At 67.6% G+C, this 15,720-nt stretch carries 18 protein-coding genes; 16 read left to right on the top strand and 2 right to left on the bottom strand.

Features of this window, described 5'->3' with window-relative positions:
* The 16 genes from larE (at position 1) to IPK85_15630 (ending at position 13,951) form a co-directional block, all read left to right on the top strand.
* Complete coding sequence (gene larE, locus IPK85_15555) at positions 1-852, top strand: ATP-dependent sacrificial sulfur transferase LarE (protein MBK8248798.1); 852 nt, start codon at positions 1-3, stop codon at positions 850-852.
* Positions 849-1,049, top strand: a complete 201-nt coding sequence (locus IPK85_15560; protein ID MBK8248799.1) for a hypothetical protein — start codon at positions 849-851, stop codon at positions 1,047-1,049. Before larE ends, IPK85_15560 begins: the two co-directional genes overlap by 4 nt.
* Complete coding sequence (locus IPK85_15565; GenBank protein MBK8248800.1) at positions 1,046-1,651, top strand: hypothetical protein; 606 nt, start codon at positions 1,046-1,048, stop codon at positions 1,649-1,651. The genes IPK85_15560 and IPK85_15565 overlap by 4 nt, the downstream gene beginning before the upstream one ends.
* Complete coding sequence (locus tag IPK85_15570) at positions 1,648-3,012, top strand: sigma-54-dependent Fis family transcriptional regulator (GenBank protein ID MBK8248801.1); 1,365 nt, start codon at positions 1,648-1,650, stop codon at positions 3,010-3,012. Before IPK85_15565 ends, IPK85_15570 begins: the two co-directional genes overlap by 4 nt.
* The gene (locus IPK85_15575; GenBank protein MBK8248802.1) at positions 3,009-3,449 is read left to right on the top strand and encodes a hypothetical protein; all 441 of its coding nucleotides are present in this window, start codon (positions 3,009-3,011) and stop codon (positions 3,447-3,449) included. Before IPK85_15570 ends, IPK85_15575 begins: the two co-directional genes overlap by 4 nt.
* Positions 3,450-3,504: 55 nt before the next feature.
* Entirely contained in the window at positions 3,505-4,995 is a 1,491-nt protein-coding gene (locus tag IPK85_15580) for an aldehyde dehydrogenase family protein (protein ID MBK8248803.1), read from the top strand.
* A gap of 45 nt (positions 4,996-5,040) precedes the next feature.
* Entirely contained in the window at positions 5,041-5,400 is a 360-nt protein-coding gene (locus IPK85_15585) for a hypothetical protein (protein MBK8248804.1), read from the top strand.
* The gene (gene lepB / locus IPK85_15590; GenBank protein ID MBK8248805.1) at positions 5,397-6,182 is read left to right on the top strand and encodes a signal peptidase I; all 786 of its coding nucleotides are present in this window, start codon (positions 5,397-5,399) and stop codon (positions 6,180-6,182) included. The genes IPK85_15585 and lepB overlap by 4 nt, the downstream gene beginning before the upstream one ends.
* Positions 6,145-7,137 carry an RNA polymerase sigma factor RpoD/SigA gene (locus IPK85_15595; protein MBK8248806.1) on the top strand — a complete coding sequence of 331 codons (993 nt, stop codon included), beginning with the start codon at positions 6,145-6,147 and terminating at the stop codon, positions 7,135-7,137. Before lepB ends, IPK85_15595 begins: the two co-directional genes overlap by 38 nt.
* A gap of 4 nt (positions 7,138-7,141) precedes the next feature.
* On the top strand, positions 7,142-7,591 hold the full coding sequence (locus tag IPK85_15600) for a DUF983 domain-containing protein (protein ID MBK8248807.1): 450 nt from the start codon (positions 7,142-7,144) through the stop codon (positions 7,589-7,591).
* 43 nt (positions 7,592-7,634) lie between these two features.
* Positions 7,635-8,135: a YajQ family cyclic di-GMP-binding protein gene (locus tag IPK85_15605; GenBank protein MBK8248808.1), complete on the top strand. Its 501-nt coding sequence runs from the start codon at positions 7,635-7,637 to the stop codon at positions 8,133-8,135.
* Positions 8,135-9,091 carry a D-2-hydroxyacid dehydrogenase gene (locus tag IPK85_15610; GenBank protein ID MBK8248809.1) on the top strand — a complete coding sequence of 319 codons (957 nt, stop codon included), beginning with the start codon at positions 8,135-8,137 and terminating at the stop codon, positions 9,089-9,091. Before IPK85_15605 ends, IPK85_15610 begins: the two co-directional genes overlap by 1 nt.
* A complete protein-coding gene (gene rimO / locus IPK85_15615; protein MBK8248810.1) occupies positions 9,091-10,488 on the top strand; it encodes a 30S ribosomal protein S12 methylthiotransferase RimO in 1,398 nt (465 codons plus the stop codon). Before IPK85_15610 ends, rimO begins: the two co-directional genes overlap by 1 nt.
* Positions 10,489-10,625: 137 nt before the next feature.
* A complete protein-coding gene (locus tag IPK85_15620; protein ID MBK8248811.1) occupies positions 10,626-11,726 on the top strand; it encodes a SpoIID/LytB domain-containing protein in 1,101 nt (366 codons plus the stop codon).
* A 30-nt stretch (positions 11,727-11,756) separates the two neighbouring features.
* Positions 11,757-12,761, top strand: coding sequence for a Gfo/Idh/MocA family oxidoreductase (locus IPK85_15625; protein ID MBK8248812.1), 1,005 nt, complete (start codon positions 11,757-11,759; stop codon positions 12,759-12,761).
* A complete protein-coding gene (locus tag IPK85_15630) occupies positions 12,758-13,951 on the top strand; it encodes a DUF4105 domain-containing protein (GenBank protein MBK8248813.1) in 1,194 nt (397 codons plus the stop codon). Before IPK85_15625 ends, IPK85_15630 begins: the two co-directional genes overlap by 4 nt.
* On the opposite strand, the gene IPK85_15635 is transcribed toward IPK85_15630, so the two are convergent.
* Complete coding sequence (locus IPK85_15635; GenBank protein MBK8248814.1) at positions 13,948-14,814, bottom strand: MBL fold metallo-hydrolase; 867 nt, start codon at positions 14,812-14,814, stop codon at positions 13,948-13,950. The two genes, IPK85_15630 and IPK85_15635, sit on opposite strands and share 4 nt — an antisense overlap.
* A gap of 65 nt (positions 14,815-14,879) precedes the next feature.
* Positions 14,880-15,554: a Crp/Fnr family transcriptional regulator gene (locus tag IPK85_15640; protein MBK8248815.1), complete on the bottom strand. Its 675-nt coding sequence runs from the start codon at positions 15,552-15,554 to the stop codon at positions 14,880-14,882.
* Between the last annotated feature and the right edge of the window lie 166 nt (positions 15,555-15,720).

The raw sequence follows: 15,720 nt of genomic DNA on the forward strand, positions 1-15,720 counted from the left end.
ATGACGCCGGACGCCCCCCTCGCGGATCCCGCCCTGGCCCTGCACAAGGAAGGGCAGCTCATCGCGCAGCTCCAGCAGCGAGGGTCCATTCTCGTGGGATTCAGCGGCGGGGTCGACTCGGTGTACCTCGCGGCCGTCGCCGTGGAGGCCGTCGGGGCGGAGAACACCCTGGCTGTCATTGGTCGATCGCCATCGTACCCGGCGGTGCAATGGGAGGCCGCCCGAGCTGTCGCGACGCAGCTGGCGGTCCCGTGCCTGGAGGTCGACACCCACGAACTCGACGATCCGCGGTACGCGGCGAATCCCACCAATCGGTGTTTCTTCTGCAAGACGGAACTCTGGTCGGTGTTGGTGCCGATCGCCGCTGCCCGGGGGCTCGCCGTGGTCGCCGACGGGAGCAACGCGGATGACCGGACGGACTTTCGCCCCGGCGCCCAGGCGGCGCGAGACCATGGGGTATGGTCCCCGTTGTCCGACGCGGGGTTAACCAAGGCAGAGATCCGGCAACGATCCGCCGCGCGCGGCTTGCCGACGGCGAACCAGCCCGCCTCGCCCTGCCTGTCGTCGCGCCTCCCGTATCACATCGCGGTCACCACCGAGCGGCTGGCCCAGGTGGAGCGTGCCGAGGCCGCGCTGCGCGCGTTAGGCATCACCGGGGACCTGCGCGTGCGGCACCACGGTGACCTCGCCCGGGTCGAGCTTGGTCGCGACCAGCTGGCGCTGTGGCTCGCGCCTGGCGCCGCCGCACGTATCGCGGCGGCCCTGCGCGAGGCCGGATACAGCCGCGTGACCATCGACCTGCGCGGCTTCCGATCGGGATCGCTGAACGTCCTCGAGGGGGTGGGCGCATGAGCCGCGCGGGTGATGCCGCACAACTCGCGGCGGCGCTGCAGGCGCTCGCTGGCGAGGTTGTCGTCGAGGGCCGGGACCGCCTCGCGGTCATCCGACCTACGCTGGCGGGTTACGAGGATGTCATCCGGCATCGCGACGCCGTGGTCGCCGCCGCGCGGCAGCATGGATTTACGCACGTCTGCGTTGAGCTGACGTGATGGGCTGCCTGCGGAGGGTGGGTTGCCTGGTTGTCCTGCTCGTCGTGGGGGTCGGCGCGTGGTTGGCTCGCGACGTGTGGTGGGAGCGGGCCACCGGTGCAGCGCCCCGCGCGTCGGTTCGCTGGAGCGCCCCGCGGCAGGATAGCGCGGCGACCACTCAACGCCTGACGCGGTCGCGTCCAGACGCCTGGGTCAACCTTGATGCGAGCGACCTCGCCACCATGCTCGATGGGGCAACGGGGAAAGTCCTCAAGGAACCGGAAGTTGCGATCGTGGGGGAAACGGTGCGCGTCCGCGCGCGACTTGTCCTGTCGGAGGTTCCAACGGCTGGGGCGCTGGGCCCCCTCGCGTCGTTGCTGTCGGGCGAACCTCGCATCGAGCTTGCCGGGCGCCCGTCCATGGCGGGCCGCGGAATGGCCAGGGTGGTGGTGACCGATGTGCGCGTTGGCGGGGTGGAGGTGCCGGGAGCGGCCCGCGATGCGTTGTTGCGGCAGCTGCAGAAAGGGGGAAGCGAGGGAGAGGTTAGGTTTTCCCTTCCGTCGTGGGTGGGGGACATCAGGGTCGCCAACGGCGCGCTAACCGTGTACAAGGACAGGCCATGACACGCCGAATCCTCATTGTCGATGACGAGCAGGGCGTCCGGGCCGCCCTCGGCCAGCTCCTCGAGTACGAAGGGTACGAGGTGCGCACCGCGTCCTCCGCGTCCGAGGGGCTGGCGACCTACGACAAGTGGCGCCCGCACCTGGTGTTCATGGACGTGAAGATGGCGGGAATGGACGGGCTGGAAGCCTTGCGCCAGCTTCGCCAGACGGACCCGCGCGCCACGGTCGTGATGATCTCCGGTCATGCGACGATCCAGACGGCCGTCGAGGCGACCCAGCTGGGCGCCTACGACATCCTGGAGAAGCCGCTCGACACCGACCGGATCCTGGTTCTCCTGCGCAACCTCGGCCAGCAGTTGACGCTCGTCGAGGAGAACGAGCGGCTCCGCGCGTCGATCGCCTCACGCTACGAGATGGTAGGGTCGTCGTTCCCGATGCGCACGTTGATGGACCGTATCGAGAAGGTCGCGGTGACCCCCGCGCGCGTCCTGATCACGGGCGAAAACGGGACCGGCAAGGAATTGGTGGCGCGCGCGATCCATCGCCTGTCGCCACGCGCAGGCAAGCCGTTTATCGAGGTGAATTGCGCGGCGATTCCGTCCGAGCTGATCGAGAGCGAGCTGTTCGGGCACATGAAGGGATCGTTCACGGGGGCGATCGCGGATCGCGCCGGCAAGTTCGAGCAGGCGGACAAGGGGACGCTGTTCCTCGACGAGATCGGGGACATGAGCCTGGCCGCGCAGGCGAAGGTGCTGCGCGTGCTGCAGGACGGCGAAGTCACGCGCATCGGCGGGTCGAAGCGGGTACAGGTCGACGTGCGCGTGCTCGCGGCGACCAACAAGACGTTGGAGGATGAGATCGCCGCCGGTCGGTTTCGCGAGGACCTGTACTACCGCTTGAACGTGGTCCCGCTCCATGTCCCACCGCTGCGAGAACGGCGCGAGGACATCCCGCAGCTCGCCCGCCATTTTGTGCACCTGCTCTCTGAACGCGACGGGTCGCCCATGCGAACCCTCGACGCCACCGCGCTGGACACACTCGCGAACGCGGAGTGGTCCGGGAACGTGCGCGAGCTGCGCAACACCATCGAGCGGTTGCTGATCCTGGCCTCGGGGCAGGTGATCACGGCGGCGGACGTGGCGCGGCTCTCCGGGGCGCGTCCGGTGGATGGGTCGCCGTTAGGCGCCCTGCTCGACCTGGCGACGTTTGAGGAATTCCGCGACGCGGCCGAACGCGCCTACCTGCTGCACAAGCTGCGGGCGTTCAACTGGAACGTGTCCGAGACGGCGCGCGCGGTGGACATGCCGCGGTCGAATCTCTACAAGAAGATCGAGCGCTACAGCCTGGAGCGTGAAGGGTGAGCAAGAATTGGGAAGAGGAGATGAAGAAGATCGACCGGCAGCTCGAGTCGATCTCGGACGAAGCGCTCCTCCCGGCGAAGACGGCGGCGACGCCGGCGGCGAAGGCGGTGGCCGTGGAGAAGCAGGCGAACACGAAAACCCTGGGGGTGATGCTGCGCCTGCTGCTCTCCCTGGCACTTGGCGTGGGGATCGTCTTCTGGCCGTACGGGACCCGGTGCGGGCTTCCGTTGTTTGGGTACCTGGCCGCGGCGGGACTCATCAGCGTGACGGGCGCCTGGTCCGCCATCTGGACCTGGCGCCATCGCTCGGCGCGGGGACACCTCGTGGCGCTGGGGTTGGTGCTCTGGGGTGGCCTCCTCGCGGCCAACGAAATCCTGCCGCGCGTGGGGTACGCGCGGCCGACGGAGGCACATCCTGCGGTGTGGCTCTGCGAATAACCGCTGCGGGCACCGCGACCATCGCGGTGCCGTGGCCTGACCAAACACGCACATCATGACGACCTTCAAGAACTTCATCGGCGGCCAGTGGGTCGAGCCGACGACTGGTGCCTTCTTCGAGAATCGGAATCCGGCGGACACGCGCGACGTGATCGGCCTCTTTCCACGCTCCGGAGCCGACGATGTGGCCCGCGCCGTTGCTTCCGCCCAGCGCGGGTTCGCGCAATGGAGCCGCACGCCAGCGCCACTGCGTGGGGACATCCTGCGACGCGTTGGCGATATCCTGACGACGCGCAAGGAAGAACTCGCGAACCTGATGACGCGTGAGATGGGCAAGCCGCTCGCCGAGACCAGGGGTGACGTCCAGGAAGGGATCGATACCGCGTATTACGCGGCGGTGGAGGGAAGGCGCCTCTTCGGCCACACGGTGCCGTCCGAGCTGCGCAACAAGTGGGCGATGAGTTATCGCCGCCCGATCGGGGTGTGCGGAATCATCACGCCATTCAACTTCCCGCTGGCCATCCCCACCTGGAAAATGTTCCCGGCGCTGGTGTGCGGAAACGCGTGCGTCTTCAAGCCGGCCGAGGACGTCCCGCATACGGGCCATGTGTTCGTGGAAGTCCTGCTGGAGGCCGGCCTGCCGCCCGAGGTGATCCAGCTGGTGCACGGCTTTGGGGAGGACGTGGGGGCCACACTGGTCGCACATCCCCAGGTTCCTGTGATCTCGTTCACAGGATCCACCGAGACGGGAAGCAAGGTCGGCGAGACCTGTGGCCGGATGCACAAGCGTTTGTCGCTGGAGATGGGTGGCAAGAACGCCCAGATCGTGATGGACGACGCGGACCTGTCCCTGGCGCTCGAGGGGGTGTTGTGGGGTGCGTTTGGCACCACGGGGCAACGCTGCACGGCCACGAGTCGTCTCATCCTGCAGGAAGGGATTCACGACCGCTTCCTGGGGATGCTGGTGGATCGCGTGCGTTCCTTGCGTTTGGGTGACGGCCGCGTCGCCGGGACGGACGTGGGGCCGGTGATCCACGAGGAGTCGCTCAAGAAGGTGGAGCGGTACGTGGAGATCGGTCGGTCAGAAGGGGCGCGGCTGGAGGTCGGTGGGTCGCGTGCGACGGGGGCAGGGCTGGAGCATGGGTTCTTCTTTGAACCGACGATTTTCTCAGCCGTTCGGCCGGGGTCGAGACTCGAGCAGGAGGAGATCTTTGGACCGGTCTTGTCGGTCGTGCGGGTGCGTGATGCGGATGAGGCGTTTGCCGTCAACAATGGGGTGAAGTACGGGCTTTCGTCCTCGGTCTACACCGGGAGCGTGCACACGTCGTTCCGTGCGCTGGCGGAACTCGACAACGGGATTACCTACATCAACGCCCCAACGATTGGCGCTGAGGCCCACCTGCCGTTCGGCGGGGTGAAGCAGACAGGGAACGGCCACCGGGAAGGAGGGTGGGAGGTGTATGAGTTCTATTCGGAGACCAAGGTGTGTTACGTGGATTACTCCGGGGCGCTGCAGCGTGCCCAGATCGATACGTACGCGGACTAGGTCCCTTCCGTCGCCGGAACGGACGCCATTAATTGCCCCCTCCCTATGGACGTGACCCCAGCCGATCGTGAGGAGTTGGTGCGGCGCGTGTTACAACGCGCCGGCGGCGGCACGCGCCGGCACGGCAAGGTTAGGGAGGCCGGCGCGGCGACGGGTGGGACGGTGGTTCCCCCCGCGGCCCGGACCCCGGGGCAGCTGGTGATTCTCCACGCCGAGAGCACGCCGGACCTGGCGTCGCGCTGGCGCCGAGCCCTGCCACCCGGCGTGGATGTGGGCCGGTTGGCCGTGGCCACGGAGGGACGTCACACGGTGGTGATCGCCGAGGTCCCCGAGGCCCTCGTCGCGGCCGCACGCCAGGCGGGGCTGGACATCGGGGCCCAATGCTCCACGCGAGCCCACGAATGAGCGAGAGCACGCGCGCAGCCGCTGACGCAGCCGGCCTGGCGATTACCGCCGAGCAAAAGGCCGAGGCGCTGACGCGCGTCAATACCCGTCGTTTTCGCCCGTGGCCGTTCCTGTGGGAGTGGGCCCGCTCCCTGGTCCTCGCGCTGCTGATGTTCTTCTTTCTCCATGTGTTCATCATGGAGGCCTTCAAGATCCCCAGCGGGTCCATGGAGGGCACCCTTCGGGTTGGGGATTTCCTCCTGGTGAACAAGCTGGTGTACGGGGCGGAACTTCCGGTCGCGGGTAAACGGCTGCCAGCGCTGCGTCAGCCCGATCGTGGCGACGTCGTGGTCTTCAAGTTCCCGCCGGATCCCACCAAGAACTTCGTCAAGCGTCTTGTTGGACTCGCGGGGGACACCCTGGAAATGAAGAGTGGGGTGCTGATCCGGAATGGCGTTCGGGTGGAGGAGCGGTATGTCTCGCACGAGGCGCCGGACACGGATCCCGGTGGAGAGGAGTTCCGCTGGCAGCGGGACCACCTGGTGCAGACCGCATACGCGGAGCGCTCCTATATGCCGTCACGCGACAACTGGGGGCCGCTCGTTGTCCCGGCGAAGCACTATTTCATGCTCGGGGATAACCGCGACAACTCGTATGACAGCAGGTATTGGGGATTCGTCTCGGATTCCCTCATTCGTGGCCAGCCGCTCGTGGTGTACTACAGCTATTCCCCGGACTCGACCGATGGGGCGGCCTGGCTGACCAATGTCCGTTGGTCCCGCCTTGGGCGCCGGATCCGCTAGCTTTCGCCCTCCGCCCCAGCCCCGCCGCGTGACCGATCCGTACCTTCCACCTGTTGAACCGCCGGACGCTCCCGCGCCGCCACGCCGCAAGGCAGTCGGCAACGGTCGCCTGAGCAAGCGATCCGCGTTCGAGGAAGGGTCCCTCGATCAATATCTCCGCGACATCTCGGCGTACCCGCTGATCACGCGTGAGGACGAGGTGGAGTTGGCCGGACGCATTCGCACGGGTGATGAGGAAGCGCTCGACAAGCTGGTGCGCTCCAACCTGCGATTTGTCGTCTCGGTGGCCAAGAAGTACCAGAACCAGGGCGTGTCGCTGTCGGACCTGATCAACGAGGGCAACCTCGGCTTGATTCGCGCCGCCCACAAGTTCGACGAGACCAAGGGGATCAAGTTCATCTCGTATGCGGTGTGGTGGATTCGGCAGGCCATCCTCCAGGCGCTCGCCGAGCAGTCGCGCATCGTGCGGGTCCCGCTCAATCGGGCCGGCACGCTGCACCGCATCGGCAAGCGGGCAAACGCGCTGTTGCAGGAGCTCGGGCGCGAGGCCACCCACGCCGAGATTGCCGACGGGATGGACATCACGGTCGAGGAAGTGGCCAAGACGATGTCGATCGCCCAGGCGCACCTGAGCCTCGATGCGCCGCTTTCGCAGGGCGAGGACAACAACCTCCTCGATTACCTGCCGGACAACCTCAACCCGACACCGGACGAGCAGACCTTCGAGAAGGCGCTGACGCAGTCGATCGAAGATGCGCTGGGAAGCCTGAAGGAACGTGAGGCCAAGATCCTGCGGCTGTACTTCGGACTGGAAGGGGAGGAGCCGATGACCCTGGAACAGATCGGGGCCCTCCTCGGGATCACGCGCGAGCGGGTGCGCCAGATCAAGGAAAAAGCGCTCTCGCGCTTGCGCCATGTGAGTCGCGCGCGCGCCCTGGAGTCGTACCTCGGGTAGCCCCGTGCCCCCCGATGTAGATCCGCAGGGCCGCGACGCCCTTGTCCGTGAGTCAAACACCGACCTGCCGCTGCGCTTTCCCGGCGTTGGCGTTGCCCTGCGTATCGCCGCACGAGCCCTGACCGTGCGATGCCCGCAATGTGGCGGGCGACCCGTCCTGGTTCACTGGTGGCGGATGCGCGCGACCTGCGGGAGCTGCGGCCTGGACCTGCAACGTGGCGAGGCCGACTACTTCATCGGGTCCATGATGTTCAACCTGGTGCTCGGGGAGGGGGTCTTTGTGCTCGCCCTCCTGGGGAGCATGGCGGCGCGCTGGCCTGAGGTGCCATGGGACGCCTTGCAGGTGATGGTCCCCCTGGGGCTGGTCGTGACCCCGGCGATCCTCTTCCCGATCTCCAAGCTCGCCTGGCTGGGTTTTGACCTCGCGCTGCGTCCGGAGCGGCCCGCGAGCTGACCGCGGTCGTGTGCGGTAGGGATCGGCTGCGTATTTTGTCCCCATGGCTGACAACTACTCATTCGACGTGACCACCGGGGTCGACCTGCAGGAGGTCGACAACGCCGTGAACCAGGCGCAGAAGGAGGTCGCGCAGCGCTACGACTTCAAGGGATCGAAGGCGTCGATCGCCTTCACGCGTGCAGACGGCAAGCTGGAACTCGTTGCCGACGACGACTTCAGGATGCGGGCGTTGTACGACATCCTGCTCACCAAGTTGATCAAGCGCGGCGTGCCCGTGAAGAACCTCGACGAGGGCGAGATCATTGCCGCCGGCGGCGATACGGTGAAGAAGACCGTCGGCCTCACGATGGCCCTCGATGGGGAGACCGCCAAGAAGGTCTCGGCGGCGATCAAGGAGGCCAAGCTCAAGAAGGTCCAGGCCTCCATCCAGGGGGACCAGGTGCGGGTGGCGTCTCCCTCCAAGGACGAACTGCAGGGCGCCATCGCGCTGCTGCGCGGCAAGGACTTCGGGGTCGAACTGAAGTTCGGCAACTTCCGCTGATGACTCTCACCTTGCCCTTTGCCCCGCGCCGGGTGGTGATCGGGGCGAATGCCCACGCGGAACTCGCGGCCTGGCTCCGCGTCCAGCGTCCGGAGCTTGAGGTGCGTGGTGCGCCGGTCGCCGCCGTGACGGACGCCGACCTGGCGTGGGGCGAGGTCTACGTGGGGTTCCGGCGCCCGTCCACGCCAACGCTTGGCAACATCCGCTGGGTGCATTGCACCGGGGCGGGGGTCGATGCGTGGATGGCCCCGGTGGAAATCAGTCGCGAGGTCTTGCTCACACGCACGCCGGAGTCCTTTGGGCCGGCGATTGCGGAATGGGCCTTGTCGCGCGCGCTCTGTTTTCGGCTCGACATCATGGGGCTCGCGCGCGCGCAGGCGGCGCATGAATGGACCGGCCGCGACATTCCCACGCTCGCCGGGACGCGCGTGCTGGCGGTGGGCACCGGTGACGTCGGCAGCGCCGTCGCGCGGGCCTTTGGCGGGCTCGGTTGCACGGTGACCGGCGTGTCCCGCACGGGTCGCGCGACGGAGCCTGCCTTTCGCGCCGTGTACCCGGTCACGGCGCTGTCACATCTCGTGGGTGAGGCGGACTGGATCGTGCTGACGCTGCCCAACACGCCGGCGACGTATCACCTGTTCGACCGGGAGCTTCTGCGGCGCTGTCGTGGCGCGGTACTGCTTAACGCGGGACGCGGTGCCGTGGTGGACGAAGCCGTCCTCCCGGAGGCGTTGGAGGCGGGATGGTTGTCCGGGGCGGCCCTGGATGTGTTCGAGGTCGAGCCGCTGCCGTCCACGAGCCCGCTCTGGGACCACCCGCGCGTGATGATCTCGCCGCACGCCTCGGGGCCGACGACCACACATGGGGCAGGGATCGGGTTTCTCGAGTGCCTCGCCGACCTCGAGGCGGGACGACTCCCGTCGCGCTGGGTGGTGGATCGCGAGCGTGGCTACTGATGCGCTTTCATGTCGTCACGTTGGGGTGTGACAAGAACACCGTCGATACGGAACGCTATGTCGCCGAGCTGGTCGCGCATGGCGGCGAGACCAGTGGCCTCGACGGGGCGGAGCTGATCGTCGTGAATACGTGCGGCTTCATCGACGCCGCCAAGAAGGAATCGATCGACGCGATTGTGGAGGCCGCTCGCCGCAAGGAGGCGGGGTCCTGCCGGATGGTCGCGGCCGTGGGCTGCATGGTTCAGCGGCACAAGGACGAGTTGCGGGAGGCGCTGCCCGAGGTCGACCTGTTCCTCGGCACGTCGGAAGCCGACCGGTTGATCGAGGAAGTGGGGGCGCGCGGATTGCTGGGCGACGCGCCGTCACTGGTGCACCCGGGGGTGCGGCTCTACACCGGCGACCTGCCCCACGTGCGCTACCTCAAGGTGTCCGAGGGGTGTGACCACGGATGCGCGTTCTGCGCGATCCCGCTCATGCGGGGCAAACATCGGTCCTTTGGTCTCGACACCCTGGTCCACGAGGCCCAGCTGCTCGAGGCGCAGGGAGCGCGGGAAGTAAACCTGGTGGCGCAGGACCTCGCGCACTACGGGCGCGACGGCCGTGACGGACGCAGCCTCGCGGCGCTGTTGCGTACCCTGGTGGCCGAGACGTCGATCCCGTGGTTCCGGCTGCTCTACATTTACAGTGCCGGGCTCACCGATGAAGTGATCGACCTCGTGGCCCGTGAGCCGCGGATCGTGCCCTACCTCGACATCCCCATGCAGCATGCCTCGGATACGGTGCTCGCCCGGATGCGCCGCCCGGAGCGTCAGGCGCGCCAGCGGGAGAAGATCCGCGAACTCCGGGCGCGAATTCCCGGGCTTGCGATCCGCACGACGGTGATCGTCGGCTTTCCGGGGGAAACCGACGCCGAATTTGGCGAGCTCCTCGAATTCCTCGATGAGGTGCAGCTGGAGCGCGTCGGGGCGTTCACCTATTCCCCGCAGGAGGGGACGCGCGCAGCCGACATGGTCGACGACGTGCCGGACGGTCTCAAACGCGAGCGACTCGAACAGGTGCAGGAACTTCAGCGGCAGGTCACGGCCGAGCGTTACGCTGCGCTGCTCGGGCGGCGGGTGTCCGCCATCATTGATCGGAAGGGCAACGCAGGGCGAGCGGTGCAGGCACGGACCACGGCCCAGGCGGATGACATCGACGGCGTGACCTGGGTCGACACCGACGCCCCGCCCGGCACCATTGTTGAGGTGGAGCTCACGGACGTCGTGGACGACCACGACTTTCAGGGCACCGTCACGCGCACCCTTACCCCGGTCCCCGCGACGCGGGCGACTGGCCGAACGCTGCCGGTCGTTGGACTTGGGGCCGACGCGGCGTTCGGGCGATCGCCGGCCAGGTGAAGGCCCTCGCGGTCGCGCTCCTCGTCGCTTGGGGAGTCCGGGACGCACGGGTTCACGGTTCTCCAGCGGTTCGCCCGCCGCAACCCGGACCGACCATTCGGGCGCCCCGCGAGATACGCGTGGTGCTCGGGTCTGGCGTGGCATCCCTCGGCGTTGGCGGCCCTGCGCCATGGCGGTTGCTCGATGCGTGGGGACGGGTGCACGCGCGAGGATCGCGCGCTGGAGAATGGCGCATCGAGCGTGATGGCCGTCGCCTGCGTGGTGTGCAGGTGGCCACCGGTCGGGCGACGGCATGGAGCGACCAACCGTTTGCCGTCCAGGCAGATGCGGACGAGGCGGGAGGTGGTCGCGTGAGTTGGGAGACCAGGCGGTACCGAGGCGAACTGCGATACCTCGCGACCGATACGGCGGTCCTTGTAGCCAACGTGTTACCGATCGAGGAGTACCTGCGCGGCGTGGTCCCCCTCGAAATTGGGCCGCGGGGGAGCGGCGAACGGGCGGCGGTGGAGGCGCAGGCGATTGCTGCCCGGTCTTATACCGTCGTGCGTGCGCTGGAAGGAGTGACGCGCGCGTGGGATCTCACCTCGCGTTCCGTGGATCAGGTCTATGGAGGATCGGACGCGGAGTCGGCGGTGGCGGACGCCGCGATCACGGCGACCGAGGGAATCGTGCTTTCGTATCGAGGGCAAGTGGTGCGGGCACCGTATCACTCCACGTGCGGTGGGGCGACGGCGGCACCGGATGAAGTCTTCGCGGGCGCCGGGGAAGGGTATCTCCGGTCCGTGTCGGATCGCGTGCCAGGGACGGATCGTGCGTGGTGCGAGATTTCTCCCCGCTTCCGTTGGGAGCGATCGTGGTCCCAGCAGGAACTGGTGACGACGGTGACGCGGAGTGCGGAGGGACGTGGGGTCGGTGCGATTCACGGCGTTGAGGAGGCCGGAACAACCGCATCCGGTCGGCTCGCCGGGCTCCGACTCGCGACGGATCGAGGGACGATCGTCCTCCGCGGCAACGCGCTGCGTTTTGCCTTGGCGACGGCCGGTGGCGAGATCCTGCCGTCGACCTATGTTTCGGCGGATTGGTCGGCGACGCAGGGGCTGACCATGCGGGGACGGGGCAACGGGCACGGGGTGGGGATGTGTCAGTGGGGTGCCATCGCCCGCGCGCGCGCAGGGGCCGATGCGGCCACGATCCTGCTGGCCTATTACCCTGGAACCACCCTGTCGCGTGTGCGGTAGGCGACCGGTCCTGCTGCGCGGAGCGTTGAGATGAGTGAACCCGTGAAGGTCGCCGTGGTCGGTGTTGGAGCGATTGCCCAGCTGACGCATTTGCCGGTGTTGGCGAAGGCGCGCGGGGTGTCCGTGGCGTGCCTGGTGGACAACGATCGGGCGAAGGCGCGCTCGCTGGCCGACCGGCACGGCGTCCGGGACGTCTTTACGGACATCGAGGATGCCATCGAAGACGCGGAGTTCGACGCCGCCGTGGTGTCGACCCCCAATCACCTGCACGAGCCACATGTGCTGGCGTTGATTGCGGCGGGCAAGGACGTCCTCTGCGAGCGGCCGTTGGCACTGACGGCGCGAGGGGTCGAGCGCATCCTGCTCGCCGCCACGCGGGCGAAGCGCAAAGTGGTGGTCGGCAACAACCTGAGGTTCCGCGCCGATGTACAGGCGTTGATGGGGTTCCTGCGCGGTGAGGAACTGGGTCGCATGACGGGGATTCGCACGGGCCATCTCCAGGTGCGAGGGCACGTTGAAGGGTGGCGGCTGCGTCGACAGGAATCGGGGGGCGGTTCCTTGTTCGAGCTTGGGATGCCGTTGCTCGACCTGGCGCTGTGGGCGTCCGAGTTTCCTGCGCCGCAACGCGTGTGGGCGAGTATGCACAAAGGCCGCGGGACGAACGCGGTGGAAGAGTCCGCGCTTCTCGTGGTGGAGTGCGAACACGGCCTGACCCTCGCCTTCGACACGAGCTGGGCACATGCCGGCGATGGGGAGCAATGGTGGTTCGAGCTGGCGGCGCAGCGCGGGACGGCGCGCCTCGGCCCACTGCGGGTGGTGAAGGAGTTGAATGGTGTTCCAGTGAACGTCACCCCGACGGGCGCGGTGGCACGGGAGAGCCCGTTCCTCCAGTCGTACCGGTCCGAGTTGACGCATTTCGTAGCCGTGGTTCGCGGCGAGGTGCCCTATGATCCCCCGACGGACCAGGTGATCGTGCACCGGGTGCTGGATGCGGCCTACCGATCTGCAGAAGAAGGCAAGGAAGTGCGCCTGTGACCCGCGTCCTCGGTCAGCTGTGGCTGTGTGGCCTGCTCCTCGCGTCCCAGGCGGGGATCGCGGGCGCCCAGCCCCCTCCGGTGCCGGGGGCGGAGCTTGAGGTGTACCTCATGACGATGGGGCCCGGTGACCTCATCTGGGAGCGCTTCGGCCACAACGCCGTTGGCATCCGGGACCGAGCGGCCGGGACGGACGTGGTGTACAACTGGGGCGTCTTCGACTTTGGCGAAGCCGACTTCCTGCCGCGTTTCATCCGCGGGGAGATGCGCTACCGCGTCGAGCCGTATGATGCACAGCTCACCGTGGAGTTCTACCGCCGCGCGAACCGGTCGGTCTCCATCCAGGAGTTGGCCCTGACCCCCGCGCAACGCGTGGCGCTGCGGGAGTTTGTGGAGTGGAATGCGCTGGAGGCGAACAAGTACTATCGGTACGACTATTTCGGGGACAATTGCTCCACGCGGGCGCGCGACGCGATCGACAAGGCGTTAGGCGGGATCTTGCAGCGCCAATTCGCGGGCACCGGCTCCGGTCGCACCTTTCGCGATGAGGCGCGTCGCCTGGCGGATGCGGACCTGTTGTACACGGGGATCGATATCGGGCTGGGGTCGCCGTCGGATCGGGAGATGACGCGGCACGAAGCGCTGTTCGTCCCCATGCGCCTGCAGGACGCCCTGCGCGAGGTGCAGGTGCCAGATACGAGCGGCACCAACCGTCCCCTGGTCGCCGCCGAACGCGAGCTATTTCGCGCCGCCCGACCCGCCGAGCTGGCTGCCCCTGCGAATCACCAGGGGCGTTACGCGCTCATCGCCCTTGCCCTGACGGCGGCCCTGGCCCTGGCCTCGCGCCTCTCGTCTCGCGCGGAACGCGTGGCGGCCGCCACCTGGTGTACCGTGGCGGGGCTGCTCGGGCTGCTACTCGTCATCCTGTGGGGCTTCACGCGGCACACGTGGGCGTACGGCAACGTGAACCTGCTGTACCTCAACCCGCTGTGGTGGGGGCTCGCCTGGGTGGTGTGGCGTCGTGGGGCGCTCGGCCCGCGGGCGCGCCTGTATGTGGCCGTGGTGGCTGCGCTGGCCCTGGTGGGGGTGGTGTTGGGGCTGCTGCAGACGCCGCAGCGCGCGGAGCACGTGGCGCTGTTGGTGGCGCTGCCGCACGCGTGGGTGCTCGCGCGTCGCTGGCGCGCCAGCTAAACCTCGAGGGAGGCTCCCTCTTCCGCGGCGATGACGCGGACGTGTCCGTTGCGCTCCTGAACCATCTGGTGACAGAGGGTCAGCATGGCGTCCATGGCATCGTCGCTGCGCTCCGGCTCGTGGTGAAAGAGCACCAGCGTTTCCACCTCGGCGGCGATGGCAAAGTCCACGGCGTCGCGATAGGACGAATGGCCCCAGCCGCGGTGGTTCATGTACTCGGCGCCGGTGTACATCGCATCGTGGATGAGGATGCGCGCGCCACGGGCGAAGTCGACGAGGGCATCACGCGTCGACGCATCTTCGGCGCGGTCACCGTCGCGGTCGAGTTCGTTGTCCGGGATGAAGACAATGGAGCGATCGGGTTGGCCAGGCGGATGGACGCGGAAGCCGAGGGCCCCACCGGGGTGACGGACATTGATCGCTCGCAACGCGTATCCGCTTCCTTCGTGCGCATAGGAGCTGAAGGGGGCGAACTCCATGCGCGCCGAGAGTTGGTCGAAGGCCACGGGGAACACCACGGGGCTCATCTGCTGGCGCAGGACGACCTCCAGGCTGCGCTCCAGCGCCGGTGAGCCGAACAGGCGAAACTGGTTCCCCTTCTGGAAGGCCGGGGTGAAGAACGGGAGCCCCTGGATGTGGTCCCAATGGGCGTGGCTGAAGAACAGGTCGCCACGGATCGGTGCGCCGTTGCTGGCGGCGGCGAGGGTGAGCCCCAACTCGCGAATGCCTGATCCGGCGTCGAAGATGACGAGCGTGTCATCATCGGTGCGGAGTTCGAGGCAGGTGGTGTTGCCGCCGTACTTGACGGTATGGGGCCCGGGGGCAGGGCAGGAACCGCGAGTACCCCAGAAGCGCGCGCGCATGCGGGTGACGAGACGCTGGCCTCGGTCCCTCGCCGGAGCGATGGACCCGATGCCAGCGCGGAGGGTTAGACGCGGGCCTGCGCCATCTGGCGAAGCGCCGGGCGGTTGGCCACGGAGATGCGCCGACGTTCGACCTTGATGAGCCCCTGGATCTGGAAGTCGCGGATCGTCCGACTGACGGTCTCGCGGCTGGCGCCGATCATGTGGGCGATGGTCTGGTGGGTCAGCGGCTTCTCGATGAGGTCCGATCCGCCTTCTTCGGCGAAGTCGAGGAGCAGACGGGCGATGCGCCCCGGCACGTCGAGCAGGGCCAAGCCGTGGATCTTGGCATCGGCGCGGCGCAAGCGTCGGGTCAGCTCGCTCATGAGCGACCATGCCACGGCCGGATTGGCCTCGACGCGCCGGCGGAAGTCGTCGCGACGGAGGACCAGGAGGCCGGTCTCCTCCATAGCGATCACGTGCGCCGAGCGGGGCTGGTCGTCGATGAGGGACAATTCGCCAAAGTGCTCGCCGACGCCGAGGACGCCCAGAATGACCTCGCGGCCATCCTCACCGATCAGGACGACCTTCACCCGGCCCTGGCGTACCACAAACAGCGAGTCGCCGGGGTCATCCTCGAAGACGATGACGCTCCCCTTGGGGTAGTTCTTCTCCCGCATGAGCTCACCGAACCGGACGAGTTCGGCGTCGTCGAGCTTGGTGAAGAGCGGAATTGAGCGAAGGAAAGCGGCGTTATCCATGGCGCGGATGGGCCTTTCAAGCAATGTGGTCGACATCAGCCGGACGAGGAAGGGCTTGGGCAGCCCCCGAGGGGGGCAACACTACGTTGAGGGACGCCAGACTGAGGCCGGCGTCACAGGCGCGGGGGAGGATATGCGGGAAAGGCACTGGGGTGCGGTGATGGGG

The organism is Gemmatimonadota bacterium (assembly GCA_016712265.1).
Lineage (GTDB): Bacteria > Gemmatimonadota > Gemmatimonadetes > Gemmatimonadales > Gemmatimonadaceae > RBC101.

Excerpts from the sequence above, each read along its gene's own strand:
- larE (MBK8248798.1), top strand. The coding sequence starts at position 1 with ATGACGCCGGACGCCCCCCTCGCGGATCCCGCCCTGGCCCTGCACAAG.
- IPK85_15560 (MBK8248799.1), top strand. The coding sequence starts at position 849 with ATGAGCCGCGCGGGTGATGCCGCACAACTCGCGGCGGCGCTGCAGGCG.
- IPK85_15570 (MBK8248801.1), top strand. The coding sequence starts at position 1,648 with ATGACACGCCGAATCCTCATTGTCGATGACGAGCAGGGCGTCCGGGCC.
- IPK85_15580 (MBK8248803.1), top strand. The coding sequence starts at position 3,505 with ATGACGACCTTCAAGAACTTCATCGGCGGCCAGTGGGTCGAGCCGACG.
- IPK85_15585 (MBK8248804.1), top strand. The coding sequence starts at position 5,041 with ATGGACGTGACCCCAGCCGATCGTGAGGAGTTGGTGCGGCGCGTGTTA.
- lepB (MBK8248805.1), top strand. The coding sequence starts at position 5,397 with ATGAGCGAGAGCACGCGCGCAGCCGCTGACGCAGCCGGCCTGGCGATT.
- IPK85_15595 (MBK8248806.1), top strand. The coding sequence starts at position 6,145 with ATGTCCGTTGGTCCCGCCTTGGGCGCCGGATCCGCTAGCTTTCGCCCT.
- IPK85_15605 (MBK8248808.1), top strand. The coding sequence starts at position 7,635 with ATGGCTGACAACTACTCATTCGACGTGACCACCGGGGTCGACCTGCAG.
- IPK85_15610 (MBK8248809.1), top strand. The coding sequence starts at position 8,135 with ATGACTCTCACCTTGCCCTTTGCCCCGCGCCGGGTGGTGATCGGGGCG.
- rimO (MBK8248810.1), top strand. The coding sequence starts at position 9,091 with ATGCGCTTTCATGTCGTCACGTTGGGGTGTGACAAGAACACCGTCGAT.
- IPK85_15625 (MBK8248812.1), top strand. The coding sequence starts at position 11,757 with ATGAGTGAACCCGTGAAGGTCGCCGTGGTCGGTGTTGGAGCGATTGCC.
- IPK85_15635 (MBK8248814.1), bottom strand. The coding sequence starts at position 14,814 with ATGCGCGCGCGCTTCTGGGGTACTCGCGGTTCCTGCCCTGCCCCCGGG.
- IPK85_15640 (MBK8248815.1), bottom strand. The coding sequence starts at position 15,554 with ATGGATAACGCCGCTTTCCTTCGCTCAATTCCGCTCTTCACCAAGCTC.